At 60.7% G+C, this 16346-nt stretch carries 17 protein-coding genes; 8 read left to right on the top strand and 9 right to left on the bottom strand.

Annotated elements, in window-relative coordinates; genetic code table 11:
- Nucleotides 1-82 precede the first annotated feature (82 nt).
- The 3 genes from DBR24_RS19600 to DBR24_RS19590 all read left to right on the top strand — a co-directional run bounded on the left by DBR24_RS19600 (nucleotide 83) and on the right by DBR24_RS19590 (nucleotide 1780).
- On the top strand, nucleotides 83-445 hold the full coding sequence (locus tag DBR24_RS19600) for a DUF6124 family protein (protein ID WP_128615570.1): 363 nt from the start codon (nucleotides 83-85) through the stop codon (nucleotides 443-445).
- 260 nt (nucleotides 446-705) lie between these two features.
- A complete protein-coding gene (locus tag DBR24_RS19595) occupies nucleotides 706-1344 on the top strand; it encodes a DUF6036 family nucleotidyltransferase (protein WP_177413067.1) in 639 nt (212 codons plus the stop codon).
- Nucleotides 1328-1780, top strand: coding sequence for a hypothetical protein (locus tag DBR24_RS19590; protein ID WP_128615569.1), 453 nt, complete (start codon nucleotides 1328-1330; stop codon nucleotides 1778-1780). Before DBR24_RS19595 ends, DBR24_RS19590 begins: the two co-directional genes overlap by 17 nt.
- 78 nt (nucleotides 1781-1858) lie before the next feature.
- On the opposite strand, the gene nagE is transcribed toward DBR24_RS19590, so the two are convergent.
- The 7 genes from nagE to DBR24_RS19555 all read right to left on the bottom strand — a co-directional run bounded on the left by nagE (nucleotide 1859) and on the right by DBR24_RS19555 (nucleotide 10453).
- Nucleotides 1859-3574 carry an N-acetylglucosamine-specific PTS transporter subunit IIBC gene (gene nagE, locus DBR24_RS19585; protein WP_123464916.1) on the bottom strand — a complete coding sequence of 572 codons (1716 nt, stop codon included), beginning with the start codon at nucleotides 3572-3574 and terminating at the stop codon, nucleotides 1859-1861.
- Between the two features lie 35 nt (nucleotides 3575-3609).
- On the bottom strand, nucleotides 3610-6123 hold the full coding sequence (gene ptsP, locus DBR24_RS19580) for a phosphoenolpyruvate--protein phosphotransferase (RefSeq protein WP_128615568.1): 2514 nt from the start codon (nucleotides 6121-6123) through the stop codon (nucleotides 3610-3612).
- Between the two features lie 34 nt (nucleotides 6124-6157).
- Nucleotides 6158-7168: an SIS domain-containing protein gene (locus DBR24_RS19575; protein ID WP_123464920.1), complete on the bottom strand. Its 1011-nt coding sequence runs from the start codon at nucleotides 7166-7168 to the stop codon at nucleotides 6158-6160.
- Entirely contained in the window at nucleotides 7161-8267 is a 1107-nt protein-coding gene (gene nagA / locus DBR24_RS19570; protein WP_128615567.1) for an N-acetylglucosamine-6-phosphate deacetylase, read from the bottom strand. Before nagA ends, DBR24_RS19575 begins: the two co-directional genes overlap by 8 nt.
- 56 nt (nucleotides 8268-8323) lie before the next feature.
- Nucleotides 8324-9055: a GntR family transcriptional regulator gene (locus tag DBR24_RS19565; protein ID WP_128615566.1), complete on the bottom strand. Its 732-nt coding sequence runs from the start codon at nucleotides 9053-9055 to the stop codon at nucleotides 8324-8326.
- A 283-nt stretch (nucleotides 9056-9338) separates the two neighbouring features.
- Nucleotides 9339-9854, bottom strand: a complete 516-nt coding sequence (locus tag DBR24_RS19560) for a murein L,D-transpeptidase family protein (RefSeq protein WP_123464926.1) — start codon at nucleotides 9852-9854, stop codon at nucleotides 9339-9341.
- A 47-nt stretch (nucleotides 9855-9901) separates the two neighbouring features.
- Nucleotides 9902-10453, bottom strand: coding sequence for an NUDIX hydrolase (locus DBR24_RS19555; RefSeq protein WP_123464928.1), 552 nt, complete (start codon nucleotides 10451-10453; stop codon nucleotides 9902-9904).
- Nucleotides 10454-10600: 147 nt separating this feature from the next.
- On the opposite strand from DBR24_RS19555, the gene DBR24_RS19550 reads away from it, so the two are divergent.
- The 5 genes from DBR24_RS19550 to purT all read left to right on the top strand — a co-directional run bounded on the left by DBR24_RS19550 (nucleotide 10601) and on the right by purT (nucleotide 13893).
- Nucleotides 10601-11200, top strand: a complete 600-nt coding sequence (locus DBR24_RS19550; protein WP_123464930.1) for a CoA pyrophosphatase — start codon at nucleotides 10601-10603, stop codon at nucleotides 11198-11200.
- A gap of 50 nt (nucleotides 11201-11250) precedes the next feature.
- Complete coding sequence (locus DBR24_RS19545; RefSeq protein WP_128615565.1) at nucleotides 11251-11775, top strand: gamma carbonic anhydrase family protein; 525 nt, start codon at nucleotides 11251-11253, stop codon at nucleotides 11773-11775.
- Nucleotides 11772-11987, top strand: coding sequence for a DUF1289 domain-containing protein (locus DBR24_RS19540; RefSeq protein ID WP_123451925.1), 216 nt, complete (start codon nucleotides 11772-11774; stop codon nucleotides 11985-11987). The genes DBR24_RS19545 and DBR24_RS19540 overlap by 4 nt, the downstream gene beginning before the upstream one ends.
- 156 nt (nucleotides 11988-12143) lie before the next feature.
- Nucleotides 12144-12611, top strand: a complete 468-nt coding sequence (locus DBR24_RS19535; protein ID WP_128615564.1) for a VUT family protein — start codon at nucleotides 12144-12146, stop codon at nucleotides 12609-12611.
- Nucleotides 12612-12711: 100 nt separating this feature from the next.
- Entirely contained in the window at nucleotides 12712-13893 is a 1182-nt protein-coding gene (purT, locus tag DBR24_RS19530; RefSeq protein WP_016986367.1) for a formate-dependent phosphoribosylglycinamide formyltransferase, read from the top strand.
- A 109-nt stretch (nucleotides 13894-14002) separates the two neighbouring features.
- Here the strand turns inward: purT and DBR24_RS19525 are convergent, their stop codons facing one another.
- Both DBR24_RS19525 and DBR24_RS32940 read right to left on the bottom strand, forming a co-directional pair.
- A complete protein-coding gene (locus DBR24_RS19525; RefSeq protein ID WP_128615563.1) occupies nucleotides 14003-15319 on the bottom strand; it encodes an MFS transporter in 1317 nt (438 codons plus the stop codon).
- Nucleotides 15320-15610: 291 nt separating this feature from the next.
- Nucleotides 15611-16346: transporter associated domain-containing protein (locus DBR24_RS32940; RefSeq protein WP_256591656.1), on the bottom strand; the 736-nt coding region annotated here is incomplete at its 5' end.

The following is a 16346-nucleotide window of genomic DNA, read 5'->3' as shown; positions in this document are numbered from 1 at the left end:
CCCTGCACATAGCTGCCACCTCTTCGCCGCGTGAGATCCGGCGAACGATGGCATCCCCACTTGCAGTAGCAGGAGTTGAACTTTGGACAAACTGATCCCCGACCCACCCCACGAAACCACCACCCCACTCGAAGAAGCCCTCCGCGCCGAAGACCTCACCCGAAACCGCGAAGCCATCAAGCGCGCCCTCGACTTCTACCTGTGCCCCGAACCCGCAAAGCCCTGCCGACCGAGCACCATGTTCATGGTCCGCCCAGAGGTCGACACCGAAAGCCTGCTCGCCCACGCCTGCGAATCGTTAGCCTCGGCAAGCACCGCCGCCAGCAACTTCGCCAATGAGCTAAGCGGTTCGCAGCGCAGCACGGTATTAGGCATCCAGCAAATCGTCATGCTCGCCGAACTGGCGGTAAACCGAGCGCTGGATCGAGTCGACCCACAAACCTGACGTCCGCGTCATCGTTCATCGCCAGCAGGCTGGCTCCCACAATTGAAATGCATTCCCTTGTGGGAGCTGGCTTGCCAGCGATGAGGCATTAACAGGCGTCAGACAAGTTTCAGAGCGCAATCAAACCGGGGAATTTTCCTACCACTCTTTCAGGTTGTCCCTCGGAAGTCGCATCCATACCTTGATCTGTCTCTGGCAAACAGCGAGCAGGGCAACAAGTTGCGTCGCTTTAGCCATCGACATGACTCTGAGGTTCAAAAATGGAATTGCTGCCCGTAGTCACTCCCCGTATCAACACGAATACTGCATTGGGGAAGGCATTGGTTTCGATGTTCAAATCAGTCGAAGCAGAATTGACGCAGGAAAATGCCGATCCGGGGGCAGTCAAAATCATCGTCTTTGGTGGTTGCGCCGTACATCTCTACACAAATCATCGTATTTCCATGGATGTCGATGCGGAGATTTATGAAGCTTGCCTTCCGCCAGGGTTCGACCTTCAAGCGCTTCTTGCTCAAGTTCCGGAGCCTTTTATCGACGAACGCTCCGCTCGAGTGATGGAGCTGAACTACGACCTTCAATACAACACTAGTTTTGGCCCGATCCATGAAGACTACTGGGTGCGAAGTATTCCCATGACTGAGTTTCCGGAGACGTCCCCGCTCCAGATTCACATCGCTGCTCCGGTGGATATTGCAATTACAAAACTTGGCAGGGCTACCGATCACGACGTTGCGGACATCAAGGCGCTTCTTAGAGCCGGTTTCATTCTGACGAGTGATTTCCGGCGTCTGGCATTGCAAGCAATTGATGTATATGTTGGCAACAAAGAGCAACCTGCCTCAGTGCTCTTCAATATCTTGCAGGACTACCTGGAGGAACCAGATGTCGAACTCTCTTGATGATCATGTCCTTTCTTCGGCATTGGATACGTTGGTCAGAAGACCGCTGGATCAAGCGGATGGGACGGCGCTGGTCGATGCAGCCAAAGAGGTCTGGTATTCAAAATCCGATCTTGAGAGTGAGATATCAACATTTCTCAAGTTTCACAGCGATGAAGTCGAGCTGCGGCGAGCGGCTTATCTGCTGGAGCGATTTACGCGTTTCGCATGTGTATCGGATAGCCGCGTGTTGGAAACGCTCCATGCACTCGAGCTTTTCAACGCCAAAACACCCAAGCAACATGTCGTTTCTCAACCAGCTGTTTTATTACGCAATCGCCGCGACGAGTTGGCGGTTGCTTGGGGTTTGACGGAAAGTCTGGGTTTGAAGATTCAGGCGCTCATGCCGTACCAGACTCGGCATTACGAGGCGGAACAGCGCGCAAGAATGCCCTGAACTTGAGCAGCATGAAAAAACCCGGCCAACGCCGGGTTTTTTGTATCAGTTGTTTCGAGTAGAGCCTGATGCAAAGGCTCAGACCTTGGCACTGACCTCGCTGCGATTGACCAACGCCTCCAGCGCTCCACTCAAACTCGCCGCCTTATCCCCCACCAGCAAATGCCAAACCCCACCCTCCAACTGGCTGACACCCTGACAACCCAACTCTTTCAGCTGCGCCTCGGACAACGCCTTGCCATCCGCCAACAGCAAGCGAATCCGGCTCATGGCAATGCAATCCAGTTGCAGCACGTTGTCGCCACCACCCAGCGCATTCAGCCATTGCTGAGCTTCGGTGCCTGCGACCACAACCGCTTTCGGCTCTTCGACAACCGCAACAGGTTCAGCAAGAACCGCACGCCCCAACGCCGGCATCGCCAGGCGAATCTCATCAGCAATGCTGTCGGCCAGCGGACCGACCACCACCTGCAAACTGCCACCCTTGCCCGGACGCACAACGGCCATCGCACCCAACGCTTTCAGGTCTGCATCGGACGCTTTGTTGCGATCCACCATTTCCAGTCGCAACCGCGTAGTGCAGGCACCGACAGTCACAAGGTTGTCTGCACCACCGAGTGCCTTGATGTAAGCCCCGGCGCGTTCGTTTTCCGCGAAAACCGCTTTTTCAGCCGTCGCCACATCCTCACGCCCCGGCGTCTTCAAATTGAAGCGACGAATGCAGAAATCAAACACCGCGTAATACACCACGGCGTAAGCCAGCCCGACCGGAATCACCAACCAGCCATTGGTCGAGCGCCCCCAACCCAGCACCATGTCGATGAAGCCGCCAGAGAAGGTAAAACCCAAATGGATGTTCAGCGCATTGGTGATCGCCATCGACAACCCGGTCAGCAGCGCATGCAGCAGATACAGCAGCGGCGCCAAAAACATGAAGGCGAATTCGATCGGCTCGGTCACCCCGGTCAGGAATGATGTCAGCGCCATCGACAGGAAGATCCCGCCCATGACCTTGCGCCGCTCCGGCAGGGCGTTGCGGTACATCGCTAGACACGCGGCGGGCAGGCCGAAGATCATCATCGGGAACATGCCGGTCATGAACTGGCCGCCCTTCGGGTCGCCGGCGAAGTAGCGCGACAGGTCACCCGTCACCAGAGCACCGGTCGTTGGATCGGTGAAGTTGCCGAACACGAACCACGCCATGTTGTTGAGGATGTGGTGCAGGCCAGTAACGATCAGCAGGCGGTTGAACACGCCAAACACGAACGCGCCGATGCTGCCGCTTTCCATCATCAGCGCACCAAAAGCGTTGATGCCGTGCTGGATCGGCGGCCAGATGTAGCCGAACACCACGCCCAAACCGACGGCGGCGAAGCCAGTGACAATCGGCACAAACCGCCGGCCACCGAAGAACGCCAGGTATTCCGGCAACTTGATGTCCTTGAAGCGGTTGTACAGCGCGCCGGCCATCAGGCCGCTGACGATCCCGGCGAGCATGCCCATGTTGATGCTCGCGTCGAGCACCTTGAGGGTGGAGATCATCACCAGATAACCGATCACCCCGGCCAGACCGGCGGTGCCGTTGTTGTCCTTGGCGAAACCGACGGCGATGCCGATGGCGAAGATCATCGCCAGGTTGGCGAAGATCACCTGACCGGCGTCGTGGATGATCGCGATGTTCAGCAGGTCGGTGTCACCCAGGCGCAGCAGCAGGCCGGCAATCGGCAGGATCGCGATCGGCAGCATCAGCGCACGGCCGAGGCGCTGCAGGCCTTCGATGAAGAGTTGATACATGGTGCTTCTCCCTGCTCTTTATAGAGAGCTTGTTGTTAGTGCAGAGGCCAATGCTGGTGGCAGGCGTGACGCACCGCAGCGGCGCTGTTCAGTTTGAGCAGGTCATGGCTGAGGCGTTGGCATTCGGCCTCGTGCAACTGGCGCACGCGGTCCTTGATTTCACCGATCTGCACCGGGCTGACCGACAGTTCCGTCACGCCCAGGCCGATCAGTACCGGCGTCGCGAGCGGGTCGGAGGCGAGGGCGCCGCACACGCCGACCCAGCGCTTGTGCACGGCCGCGCCTGCGCAGGTCATGGCGATCAGGCGCAGCAGCGCCGGGTGCAAGGCATCGACCCGGGCGGCGAGGCCGGCATGGTCGCGGTCCATGGCCAAGGTGTATTGCGACAGATCGTTGGTGCCGATCGAGAGGAAGTCGGCATGTTCGGCGAGTTGTTCGGCTTGCAGCGCGGCGGCGGGGACTTCGATCATCACGCCGATTTCCGGGCGCTGGCTGATGTTCAGTTCCAGGCACAACGCATCGACGCGCTCACGAATGTGCAGCAGTTCGTCGACTTCGGTGACCATCGGCAGCAGGATCCGGCAGCGGCGCAGCGGGCTGACTTGCAGCAGTGCGCGCAGTTGCTGATCGAGGATTTCCGGGCGCGCCTGAGCCAGACGAATGCCACGCAGGCCGAGCACCGGGTTGGCTTCAATTGGCAACGGCAGGTAGTCGAGTTGCTTGTCGCCGCCGACGTCGATGGTGCGGATGATCACCGAGTGTTCGCCCATCGCATCCCATACGCCTTGATAGGCCGCACGCTGTTCTTCGACATCCGGCGCGGTCTGACGATCGACGAACAAAAACTCAGTCCGCAGCAGGCCGACGCCATCGGCGCCGTTTGCAAAGGCATCTGCCGCTTCACCGCTGGAGGCGACATTGGCGACGACTTCGATGTGCACGCCATTCCGGGTTTCGGCAGGCAGGTTAGCCTTGGCTTGTTGCGCGTCGCGACGTTGTTGGCGGTCGATCTGCGCCTGCTGAACTGCAGCCAAGCGTTCAGCGTTGGGGGACAGTTCCAGGCGACCACCGTCGGCATCAAGCACGACCGATTGACCTTGCGGCTGATCAAGCAGTGCCGAACCCAGAGCCACCATGCACGGCAAACCTTTGCCGCGAGCCAGAATCGCCACGTGCGACGTCGCGCCGCCTGCGGCCATGCACAAACCGGCAACACCCTGGGCGCTGAGTTGCAGCAGATCCGACGGCGTCAGTTCATGCGCAGCGACGATGGCACCGGCCGGCACCTCGTAATGCCAGGCTTCGCCGAGCAGCGCGCGCAGCACGCGTTGCTTGAGGTCGCGCAGGTCATTGGCCCGTTCGGCCAGCAGCGCGCTGCCGGTGCGTTGCAGCACCTCGCACTGGGCATCGATCGACTGGCTCCAGGCGTGAGTCGCCGCTGCGCCTTGAACGATGGAATGCTGCGCAGCGTCGAGCAGGGCCGGGTCTTCGAGCAGCGCCAGATGCGCGGCGAAGATCGCCTCTTCGTCAACATTCTTGTGTTTTTTCGCTTGCGCGAGGGTGGCGTCGATTTCGCTGCGCACCTGATTCAGCGCCGCGTCGAGCACCTGCTGTTGCTGCAGCGGATCATGATTGCCCGCATCCGCCGGCAAACTGATCGTGTTCAGGCGAAACAGCGGCCCGCCAACCAGTCCCGGCGCAGCACATACACCGTGCAGCACGCCAGCCTCGGGCGGGCGCTTAAGAGTGGCAACACTGACCGGCGCCGCCGCGTGATGATCATCCGGCAGCGCCGTGGCCAGCGCGCTGAGCAACGCTTGCAACGCCGCTTCGGCATCCGGCCCCTGACAACTGACGTGCACTTCGTCCTGTTCGCCAACCGCCAGGCCCATCAAACCGATCAGGCTGTTGCACGGCGCCGATTTGCCGGCGAAGTGCAACTGCGAGTGGCTTTTGAAACCTTGCGCAGTCTGCCGAATCAGCGCGGCCGGGCGTGCATGCAAACCGCCACGATGCGCCACCGACACCTGCCCATGCACCTCAGTCCCGCCAGGTTCTTCAACATTCGCTGCCGCACTGTTGCGGGCAATGATGTGCAGCAACGGGTCGCCGACCTTCACCGCTTTGAGGGTGATCGGGCGAACCTCGAAGTCTTGACTGTTGGTCAGGATCAACAGGCTGACCAGGCTTTTGCATTGCTGGCCGACCTTGTCCAGGTCGTAGCGCAACAACGGTTGGCCCTTGCTGACACGGGTGCCGTCCTTGACCAGCATCGAGAAGCCTTCGCCGTTCAGTTCAACGGTGTCGAGGCCCAGGTGCAGAAGGATTTCCGCGCCGTTGTCGGCGCGTACTGTCAACGCGTGACCGGTGCGCGCGACGTGGATGATCAGCCCGGCGCACGGCGAATACAGAGTGTCGTTCAACGGGTCGATGGCGATGCCGTCACCCATCGCGCCACTGGCGAATACCGTGTCCGGGACTTTGGCGAGCGTGAGCACCGGGCCGCTGAGCGGGGCGCTGAGGGTCAGCTCTTTATTGTTGTTGTGCATGGCTCGGTCTCATCAGGTGTGCAGTCATTCGGACTTAGTGCGTGCGGGTCACTTTGCTCAGATGGCGCGGCTGATCCGGGTCCATGCCGCGGGCCACGGCGAGGCCGGCGGCCATCACGTAGAAACTCTGGATCGCCAGAATCGGATCGAGGGCCGGGTGTTCGGCGCGGCTCAGGGTCAGGTCGCGATCGAGGACGTCGTCCGGCGCGGCGAGCAATACACGGGCGCCGCGCTGGCGCATTTCCGCCGCCAGACTGATCAGACCGGCCTGCTCGGCACCGCGCGGAGCGAAGACCAGCAGCGGGTAGTGTTCGTCGATCAGTGCCATCGGACCGTGACGGACTTCGGCGCTGCTGAACGCTTCGGCCTGAATCGCCGAGGTTTCCTTGAATTTCAGCGCGGCTTCCTGGGCGATGGCAAAACCGGCGCCGCGGCCAATCACCATCAGTCGTTCGCAGTCGCGCAGTGCGTCGATGGCCATGCTCCAGTCCTGTTGCGCCGCTTCACGCAGGCCTTCGGGCAGAGCGTTGCCGGCTTCGAGCAGTTCGCGGTCTTCTTTCCAGTGCGCGATCAGTCGGGCGCTGGCGCTTAGGGTGGCGATGAAACTCTTGGTCGCGGCGACGCTGCTTTCGATACCGGCGAGCAACGGCAGGCTGAATTCACAGGCCGCTTCCAGTGGCGAATCGGCGGCGTTGACCATCGACACGCTCAGTGCGCCACGCTTGCGCAACAGACGCAGGCTGTTGACCAGATCCGGGCTCTGCCCCGACTGCGAAAACGCGAAGGCGACCTGACCGCTGACCTTCAGTGGCGCCTGCTGCATGGTCACCACCGACATCGGCAACGACGCCACCGGCACACCCAGTTGCTGCATCGTGAGGTAGGCGAAGTAGCTCGCCGCATGGTCGGAGCTGCCGCGCGCGACAGTCATCGCCACTTGTGGCGGCTGACGACGCAGGCGCCCGGCGATCTCGATCATCTGTGGGTCGAGCTGTTGCAGTTGGGCTTGCACGGCCTCGAACGAGGACAGCGCCTCTTCAAGCATTTTTGAAGTCAATGTCTTCTCCTTCGACCATGACGGCGGTCAGTGTGAGTGAGCGATCCAGCCGCACGCAGTCGGCCCAGGCGCCTGGTTCGAGGCGCCCGCGTTCAGTGATGCCGAGGTAGTCGGCGGGAAATTGCGACAGGCGTTGCGAGGCCTCGGCGATCGGCAAACCGATCTTCACCAGGTTGCGCAGCGCTTGATCCATGGTCAGGGTGCTGCCGGCCAGCGTGCCGTCGGGCAGGCGCACGCCGCCCAGGCATTTGGTCACGGTGTGGCTGCCGAGCTTGTATTCACCGTCGGGCATGCCGGCGGCAGCGGTCGAATCGGTGACGCAGTACAGGCACGGGATCGAACGCAAGGCCACGCGGATCGCACCGGGGTGAACGTGCAGCAAGTCCGGGATCAGCTCGGCGAATTTGGCGTGGGCCAATGCGGCGCCAACGATGCCCGGCTCGCGGTGATGCAGCGGGCTCATGGCGTTATACAAATGGGTGAAACTGGTCGCGCCGGCATCGAGGGCGGCGACGCCTTCTTCGTAGCTGCCGAGGGTGTGGCCGATCTGCATGCGGATGCCGCGGCTGCTCAGTTCACGAATCAATCCGTCGTGGCCGGCGATTTCCGGGGCGATGGTGATCACCCGGATTGGCGCCAGCGTCAGGTATTCTTCGACTTCGGCCATCAATGCGGTGTGGGCGAAATTCGGTTGCGCGCCGAGTTTTCCCGGATTGATGTACGGGCCTTCGAGGTGTACGCCGAGGACGCGGGCGGCACCTTTCGGACGTTGTTCGCAGAATGTTCCGACATCCTTGAGGACGCTGGAGATCTCCGCGCTCGGCGCAGTCATGGTGGTGGCCAGCAGCGAAGTGGTGCCGAAGCGCACATGGGTGCGGGTGATGGTTTCGAAGGCGCTGGCACCTTCCATGATGTCTTTGCCGCCACCGCCGTGAACGTGCAGGTCGATAAAACCCGGCAACAGATAGGGCAGGTCATTGTCGGCCGGATCGCAGGGCACGCCTTCGATCGACACGACTTTGCCGTGTTCGTGGATCAGCCGGCCGCGAACCCAGCCGTGAGCGGTGAGGATGTTGTCTTCGGACATTTCGGTTCTCGCTTTGGGCCGCTCTCAGCGGCGCAGCTCTTGATCTACGAAGCTTTTTATCGACGAAGCTCTGCAACAAAGTCGTAGTAGTCGTTGCGGCAATAGGTGTCGGTGACTTCGATCGGCGTGTTGTCTTCGAGGTAGCCGACCCGGGTCATCAACAACATGGCGGTGCCGGGTGCGATACCGACCAATGCGGCGAACTCGTCCGAGGCGTTGATCGCCTGGATGTGCTGCAGGGCGCGGACGATCGGTTTGCCAATGCCGTCGAGGTATTCGTAGAGCGAATCGCCGACCAATTGCGGCTTGGGCATGATCGAGGCGGGCAGGGTGCTCATTTCGATGGCCATCACGGTGTCGTCGGCCTTGCGCAGGCGTTTCATGCGCGCCACTTTGTCGTTCGGCGACAGGCTCAGGCGGATCAGTTCTTCGTGGGTCGGCAGGGTGATTTCGCGTTCCAGCCACTGCGAGCTGGGTACAAACCCCTTGAGGCGGAGCATTTCGCTGAAGCCCGAAAGGCGCGACAGCGGCTGTTCGAGGCGCGGCGTGATGAAGGTGCCGGAACCTTGCAGGCGGCGGATCAGACCTTGATCGAGCAGCACTTCCAGCGCCTTGCGGGCGGTGACCCGGGAGATACCGAGCTGCTCGCTGAGGTTGCGCTCTGACGGCATCGCCTGTTCGGCCTTCCACTGCCCGGCATGGATCGCTGCTTCTAGATTGCGCGCCAGCTGCAGGTACAGCGGCGTCGGCTGGGAGTCATTCGGGCGTAGGGCCTGGAGGTCATTCATGCAGGTCATTTCCGGTGCGAGTATTGGATTGTTGTGGCTCGCTTGTGGGGCGGAAATTAATACCACTTGAATACCATGTCAACGCACGGAATTGACCTGTGCCCCAATGAAATGGCGGGTTATGGCTGGGTTGTCTTGAAGTGGTATTAGAGGTGGCGTGCAAAAAGCAAAAAATCGCAGTCTGCGGCAGCGCCTACAGTGGGAAGTGGTATCAACCCTGTAGGCGCTGCCGCTGGCTGCGATCTTTTGATTTATTTTTTTGTGGGTGACCAGCGGTTGCTGGTTACGGGCGAATCTCGATCATCGTACCGTCCGGCACCAGGCCCCAGACTTCGCGCATGTCCATGTTGCGCATGGCGATGCAGCCGTCGGTCCAGTCCAGGGTGTGGAACAGGTCTTCGGGGGTTTCTTCCGAATCCGGGGTGCCGTGGATCATGATCATCCCGCCAGGCTCGACACCTTCACGCCGGGCGCGCGCCGAATCGCTGATGTTCGGGTAGGAGATGTGCATCGCCAGGTTGAATTTTTCGCTGACCTTGCGCCAGTCGATCCAATAGAAACCTTCCGGGGTGCGTTTGTCGCCTTCAATCAGCTTCGGACCCTTCTTCGCGCCCTTGCCCAGGGAAATGCGATAGGTCTTGATCGGCTTGCCGTCGGCAATCAGCTGCAGTTGATGCGCCGATTTGAGCACCAGGATTTTTTCGATCATCGGGCTATTCGACGGCGTCACGGTGGTCACGAAAGACGCTTGGGAGACTGAGACGAACGACAGGCAAAACAGAGCAAACAACCAGCGCATTGAAACAATTCCCCAGGGAGTGACGCAGATATTTTATTAATAGAAGCTCAGGTGATCGCAGGCTGAGTCAACGGCGGTATCGATTCGGAACGAACCGGGTAGGTTTCGGCGCGCCGATCAGCGAAGAAGCATTCTAAGGTACGCCCCACCGTGCGGAAAGCCAGCTCGTCCCAGGGAATGTCGGCTTCGTCGAATAGTTGCACTTCGAGGCTCTCGGGGCCGGCGGCGAAGTCCATATCCACCAGTTCGGCGCGAAAGAACACATGCACCTGGCTGATGTGTGGCACGTCGATCAGGGTGTAGATACTCAAGTTGCGTACCCGGGCGCAGGCTTCCTCGGCGGTTTCGCGGATGGCGGCCTGCTCGATGGTCTCGCCGTTTTCCATGAAACCCGCCGGCAACGTCCAGTAGCCGAGGCGCGGCTCGATGGCGCGGCGGCAGAGCAGCACTTTCGTGCCCCAGGTCGGTACGCACCCGGCGACGATATTGGGGTTCTGGTAGTGAATGGTCTGACAGCTGTCACAGACAAATCGCAGCCGCGAATCGCCTTCGGGAATGCGCTGGGTGACCGGGTTACCGCACTGGCTGCAAAATTTCATACTCGGGTTCCTGAATGCTGCGCCTATCTTGGCGTGCAGCGAGGCTGGTCGGCAAGTTGTCGTTTCGCGACATGGCGAGATTCGGGGGCTTGGGCACGCGCATTGATTGGTGCATGATGCAGGGTAAGGCACAGATCGAGAACACTCATGCTGGATGAGCTACTGCATAGGGTAAGTAACCACACACCGCGCACGCTGGAGACCGATAAACGTTTCCCCGAGGCCGCCGTGCTGGTGCCGATCACCCGCAGTGACGAGCCGGAACTGGTCCTGACCCTGCGGGCCAGCGGGCTGTCGACCCATGGCGGCGAAGTCGCCTTCCCCGGTGGACGCCGCGATCCGGAGGACCCGGACCTGATCTTTACCGCCCTGCGTGAAGCCGAAGAAGAAATCGGCCTGCCCCCCGGACTGGTCGAAGTCATTGGTCCCCTGAGCCCGCTGATCTCCTTGCATGGCATCAAGGTCACGCCCTATGTCGGCGTAATTCCCGACTATGTCGAGTACCTGGCCAACGACGCCGAGATTGCTGCCGTTTTCACTGTCCCCCTCGAGTTCTTCCGCAAAGATCCCCGCGAGCACACCCATCGCATCGACTACCAGGGGCGCAGCTGGTACGTGCCGAGCTATCGGTTTGGCGAGTACAAGATCTGGGGGCTGACGGCGATCATGATCGTCGAGTTGATCAACCTGCTCTATGACGCCAGGATCAGCCTGCATCAACCGCCCAAAACATTTTTGAATACGTGAAACACCCCTGAAGCCATCGCTCGAATGGCCCGGCCCTGAGGAAAAACACGATGAAATACCGCCTGGGCGACGCCCGTGTCGACACCCATCCACAGAGCTGGGTCGCGCCCAATGCCGTGCTGGTGGGCAAGGTCAGACTGGAAGAGGGCGCCAACGTCTGGTTCAACGCCGTGCTGCGCGGTGATAACGAACTGATCCTGATCGGCAAGAACAGTAACGTTCAGGACGGCACGGTGATGCACACCGACATGGGCTTTCCGCTGACCATTGGCACCGGCGTGACCATCGGTCATAACGCCATGCTGCATGGCTGCACCGTTGGCGATTACAGCCTGATCGGCATTAACGCGGTGATCCTCAACGGCGCAAAGATCGGCAAGAACTGCATCATCGGCGCCAATTCGCTGATTAGCGAAGGCAAGGAAATCCCTGATGGTTCGCTGGTGATGGGCTCGCCGGGCAAGGTGGTGCGTGAGCTGACCGAGCCGCAGAAGAAGATGCTCGAAGCCAGCGCCGCACACTATGTGCACAATGCACAGCGTTACGCGCGTGATCTGGTTGAGCAAGAAGAATGAACACACCCGAAAGACCCGTCGCTTCGCCATGCGTGAATATTTGTGCGCTGGATGAGGACGACATTTGTACTGGCTGCCAACGTACGGTCGCGGAGATCACTCGCTGGGGGCGCATGACCAATGACGAGCGCCGCGTGGTGCTGGGGTTGTGTCATGAGCGGGCGAAGGCGAGTGGGTTGGTGTGGATGATTCCCGGAAAATCAGGCGCCTGACCGGCCGTCTTCGCGAGCAAGCTCGCTCCCACATTTGAAATGCATTCCACTGTGGGAGCGAGCTTGCTCGCGAAGAGGCCCGCACAGCCGCTACTTCTTATTGGCCCACAACAATCTCTGAAGTAACCTGTGCGCCAATCTGACAGGTCGCCCCCCATGATTTTCCTCATCGCCTACATCAGCAGCGTCGTGCTGATCAATTTCGCCTTCTCCACCGCGCCGCACCTGGACATCATCTGGTCGGCCTGGGGTGGCCTGGTGTTTGTGTTGCGCGACATGGTGCAGGCCCGTTTCGGCCACGGCGCCCTCGTGGCGATGCTGGCGGCGCTGGTGCTGTCTTACGTGACGTCCGATCCATCCATTGCCCTGGCCAGCGCCACCGCGTTCGCGGTGTCCGAAATCATCGACTGGCTGGTGTTCAGCATCACCAAACGCCCGCTGCGCGACCGCTTGTGGATCAGCTCGGCGTTGAGCATTCCCCTCGATACTTTCATCTTCTTCGGCATGATCGACCTGATGACTCCGCCGGTGATCATCACCGCGTTGGCCTCGAAGTTCGCCGGTGTCACCGCCGTTTGGCTGATCATGGCCTGGCGCGAGCGCAAACAGGCTGTCGCCAGCTGAAGCCAAACCCTCGGGTTCATGTAAAATGCCGCGCTTTCTCCCCATGGAAAGCGCGTCTGGCGTTGCTTTCCTCGATGATCCGCTTCTTTGAGGACCTGAGATGACCCGTATCGGAACTCCATTGTCGCCGACCGCGACCCGCGTATTGCTGTGTGGCTGTGGTGAGTTGGGCAAGGAAGTGGTGATCGAGCTGCAACGCCTGGGCGTTGAAGTGATTGCCGTCGACCGTTACGCCAACGCGCCGGCCATGCAGGTTGCCCACCGCAGCCACGTGATCAACATGCTCGACGGTGCTGCCCTGCGTGCGGTGATCGAGGCCGAGAAGCCGCACTTCATCGTGCCGGAAATCGAAGCCATCGCCACCGCCACCCTGGTCGAACTGGAAGCCGAAGGCTTCACCGTGATCCCGACCGCCCGTGCCGCGCAACTGACCATGAACCGCGAAGGTATCCGTCGTCTGGCCGCTGAAGAGCTGGACCTGCCGACCTCGCCGTACCACTTTGCCGACACCTTCGAGGATTACAGCAAAGCCGTTGAGGACCTGGGCTTCCCGTGCGTGGTCAAGCCAGTGATGAGTTCTTCGGGCAAAGGCCAGAGCCTGCTGCGCAGCGTCGATGATGTGCAGAAAGCCTGGGATTACGCGCAAGAAGGCGGCCGGGCCGGCAAGGGCCGGGTGATCATTGAAGGCTTCATCGATTTCGACTACGAAATCACCCTGCTGACCGTGCGCCACATTGGTGGCACCACGTTCTGTGCACCTGTCGGTCACCGTCAGGAGAAGGGCGACTATCAGGAGTCCTGGCAGCCGCAGGCGATGAGCCCGATTGCCCTGGCCGAGTCCGAGCGCGTTGCCAAAGCGGTCACCGAAGCACTGGGTGGTCGTGGTCTGTTCGGCGTCGAGTTGTTCATCAAGGGCGATCAGGTGTGGTTCAGCGAAGTTTCGCCGCGCCCGCATGACACCGGTCTGGTGACCCTGATTTCCCAGGACCTGTCGCAGTTTGCGCTGCACGCACGCGCCATTCTCGGCCTGCCGGTGCCGCTGATCCGTCAGTTCGGCCCTTCGGCTTCGGCGGTGATTCTGGTGGAAGGGCAGTCGACCCAGACTGCCTTCGCCAACCTCGGCGCCGCGCTGAGCGAGCCGGATACGGCGCTGCGTCTGTTCGGCAAGCCAGAGGTCAATGGTCAGCGTCGCATGGGCGTGGCCTTGGCGCGGGATGAGTCGATCGAGGCTGCGCGAGCCAAGGCGACCCGCGCTGCTCAGGCTGTTGTGGTAGAGCTGTAAACCGAGGCGCGTCTATCGCGGGCATGCCCGCTCCCACAGGTTTTTTGGTTGTGCACAAAATGTGCGATCAACCGAGAACCCTGTGGGGCTTGCCCGCGATAGCGATCTGTCAGGCAACCTGATTCAGATCGTTGCCACGCGTTTCCTTCAGGCACAGCACCGCTATCAGGCTAAGCACTGCCGCCGCCGATACATACCCGCCGACATAACTCAAACCGCCCATCGCCACCAGTTTCTGCGCGAAGAACGGTGCCGCCGAGGCGCCGACGATTCCGCCCAGGTTGTAAGCGGCTGATGCGCCGGTATAACGCACGTGAGTCGGAAACAGCTCCGGCAACAGCGCCCCCATTGGCGCAAACGTCACGCCCATCAAGAACAACTCGATGCACAGGAACAGCGCCACGCCCCAGGTCGAGCCCTGAGTCAGCAGCGGCTCCATCAGGAAGCCAGACAGAATCGCCAGCACGCCACCAATGATCAGCACCGGTTTGCGCCCGTAACGGTCGCTGGCCCAGGCGGACAGCGGCGTTGCTGCGGCCATGAACAGCACGGCAAAGCACAGCAATCCTAGGAACGTCTCACGGCTGTAGCCGAGGGTGGACACGCCGTAGCTCAGGGAAAATACGGTCGAGATATAAAACAGCGCGTAGCACACCACCATGGCCGCCGCACCGAGCAGGGTCGGCGCCCAATACTGGCTGAACAGCTCGACCAGCGGCACTTTCACCCGTTCCTGACGGGCAATGGCGTTGGCGAACACCGGGGTTTCGTGGAGCTTGAGGCGCACGTACAGGCCGACCATCACCAGCGCCGCACTGAGCAGAAACGGAATCCGCCAGCCCCAACTACGGAATTGCTCATCGCTGAGGGTCATGGCCAGTGTCAGAAACAAGCCGTTGGCGGCGAGGAAACCAATCGACGGGCCGAGCTGCGGGAACATGCCGAACCACGCCCGTTTGCCTTTCGGTGCGTTTTCCGTCGCCAGCAGCGCCGCCCCACCCCATTCGCCGCCCAGGCCCAGGCCCTGACCGAAACGCAGCACGCACAGCAGAATCGGCGCCCAGGCCCCGATGCTGGCGTAACCCGGCAGCACGCCGATCAGCGTCGTACAGACACCCATCAGCAGCAAAGAAGCGACCAGCGTCGATTTGCGTCCGATACGGTCACCGAAATGGCCGAACAGCGCTGAGCCCAGCGGGCGGGCGAGGAAGGCGATGCCGAACGTGAGAAACGCCGAGAGCATCTGCGCGGTGCCGGAGGTCTGTGGAAAGAACACCGGCCCGATCACCAGGGCGGCAGCGGTGGCGTAAACGTAGAAGTCATAGAACTCGATGGCCGTGCCGATAAAACTCGCCGTGGCCACGCGGGTGGCGGAGTTGGTCGGTTGGGCAGGCGCGGTGGCGCTGTAAGCGGTGCTGGTTGTCATGCGGTGATCCCTGACAGTCATGAGCTCCATTGGAGCGAATTATTATGGTCGAGCACCCAGGGATGTGGGATGAGGCGCGGTCGCTGTTTCAGGTAGGAACAGTCGCCGGAATGCAGAGGAAATGGCCGAAACCTTTCGGGTGCGGGGTAAGCACGAGGTTTGGCGGTGCTTGGGTAAGCGGCTTGATTATAGGAAGCGGGCTAACGATCAAACAAGAGGGATAAAAAATCACCGCAATCTGCAGTCCAGTGATTCTGTGGCGAGGTCGCAAGCGCCCTCGCCATAAAAGCTTTAAATCTTGGCCGGCACCAGGCTCGTATGCCAGATCAACACCTTGCTCACCCGGTTCTCTTCGGTCTCGAGAATCTCCAGGCGATAACGTCCGATCTTCAAGCAAACCGCGCTCTCGGGAATCGTCTCCAACGCCTCGGTCACCAGACCATTCAGCGTCTTCGGTCCATCGCTCGGCAAATGCCAGCCCAGGCATTTGTTCAGCTCACGGATTGACGCGGTGCCGTCGATCACCATCCGCCCATCCGCCTGCGGATGAATGTGCGGGTTGTCGAGGCTGTGCTCGCTTTCGAATTCGCCGACGATCTCTTCGAGAATGTCTTCCAGAGTGACGATGCCCAGCACTTCACCGTACTCATCCACCACCATGCCCAGACGGCGCTGCTGCTTGTGGAAGTTCAATAATTGCAGCTGCAGTGGCGTGCTTTCCGGCACGAAGTACGGCTCATAACTGGCGGCCAGCAGCGCTTCGCGGGTCAGGCTGCCATCGTTGAGCAAATGGCGGATCTGCCGGGTATTGAGCACCGCTTCGACCTGATTGATGTCGCTGTGGAACACCGGCAGGCGCGTGCGCTTGTTATGCCGCAGCTGTTCGATGATTTCTTCGATCGAGTCGTCGAGGTTGATGCCGTCGACGTCACTGCGTGGCACCAGAATGTCGTTGACCGTGATGTTGTCCAGCGCATGAATACCCGCAACCGGGTGTGCCCGAACCGGGTGTTCCGGATCGTCATAA

This window comes from Pseudomonas sp. HMWF006 (genome assembly GCF_003061205.1).
In the GTDB taxonomy this organism is placed as follows: Bacteria; Pseudomonadota; Gammaproteobacteria; order Pseudomonadales; family Pseudomonadaceae; genus Aquipseudomonas; species Aquipseudomonas monsensis.
Note: the sequence above shows the minus strand (reverse complement) of the source record. Positions and strands in the feature narration are given on the sequence as shown.

What these genes read in the sequence shown, in the direction of transcription:
- DBR24_RS19595 (WP_177413067.1), top strand. Translation starts at nt 706, where the DNA reads ATGGAATTGCTGCCCGTAGTCACTCCCCGTATCAACACGAATACTGCA.
- DBR24_RS19590 (WP_128615569.1), top strand. Translation starts at nt 1,328, where the DNA reads ATGTCGAACTCTCTTGATGATCATGTCCTTTCTTCGGCATTGGATACG.
- nagE (WP_123464916.1), bottom strand. Translation starts at nt 3,574, where the DNA reads ATGTATCAACTCTTCATCGAAGGCCTGCAGCGCCTCGGCCGTGCGCTG.
- ptsP (WP_128615568.1), bottom strand. Translation starts at nt 6,123, where the DNA reads ATGCACAACAACAATAAAGAGCTGACCCTCAGCGCCCCGCTCAGCGGC.
- DBR24_RS19575 (WP_123464920.1), bottom strand. Translation starts at nt 7,168, where the DNA reads ATGCTTGAAGAGGCGCTGTCCTCGTTCGAGGCCGTGCAAGCCCAACTG.
- nagA (WP_128615567.1), bottom strand. Translation starts at nt 8,267, where the DNA reads ATGTCCGAAGACAACATCCTCACCGCTCACGGCTGGGTTCGCGGCCGG.
- DBR24_RS19565 (WP_128615566.1), bottom strand. Translation starts at nt 9,055, where the DNA reads ATGAATGACCTCCAGGCCCTACGCCCGAATGACTCCCAGCCGACGCCG.
- DBR24_RS19560 (WP_123464926.1), bottom strand. Translation starts at nt 9,854, where the DNA reads ATGCGCTGGTTGTTTGCTCTGTTTTGCCTGTCGTTCGTCTCAGTCTCC.
- DBR24_RS19555 (WP_123464928.1), bottom strand. Translation starts at nt 10,453, where the DNA reads ATGAAATTTTGCAGCCAGTGCGGTAACCCGGTCACCCAGCGCATTCCC.
- DBR24_RS19550 (WP_123464930.1), top strand. Translation starts at nt 10,601, where the DNA reads ATGCTGGATGAGCTACTGCATAGGGTAAGTAACCACACACCGCGCACG.
- DBR24_RS19545 (WP_128615565.1), top strand. Translation starts at nt 11,251, where the DNA reads ATGAAATACCGCCTGGGCGACGCCCGTGTCGACACCCATCCACAGAGC.
- DBR24_RS19540 (WP_123451925.1), top strand. Translation starts at nt 11,772, where the DNA reads ATGAACACACCCGAAAGACCCGTCGCTTCGCCATGCGTGAATATTTGT.
- DBR24_RS19535 (WP_128615564.1), top strand. Translation starts at nt 12,144, where the DNA reads ATGATTTTCCTCATCGCCTACATCAGCAGCGTCGTGCTGATCAATTTC.
- purT (WP_016986367.1), top strand. Translation starts at nt 12,712, where the DNA reads ATGACCCGTATCGGAACTCCATTGTCGCCGACCGCGACCCGCGTATTG.
- DBR24_RS19525 (WP_128615563.1), bottom strand. Translation starts at nt 15,319, where the DNA reads ATGACAACCAGCACCGCTTACAGCGCCACCGCGCCTGCCCAACCGACC.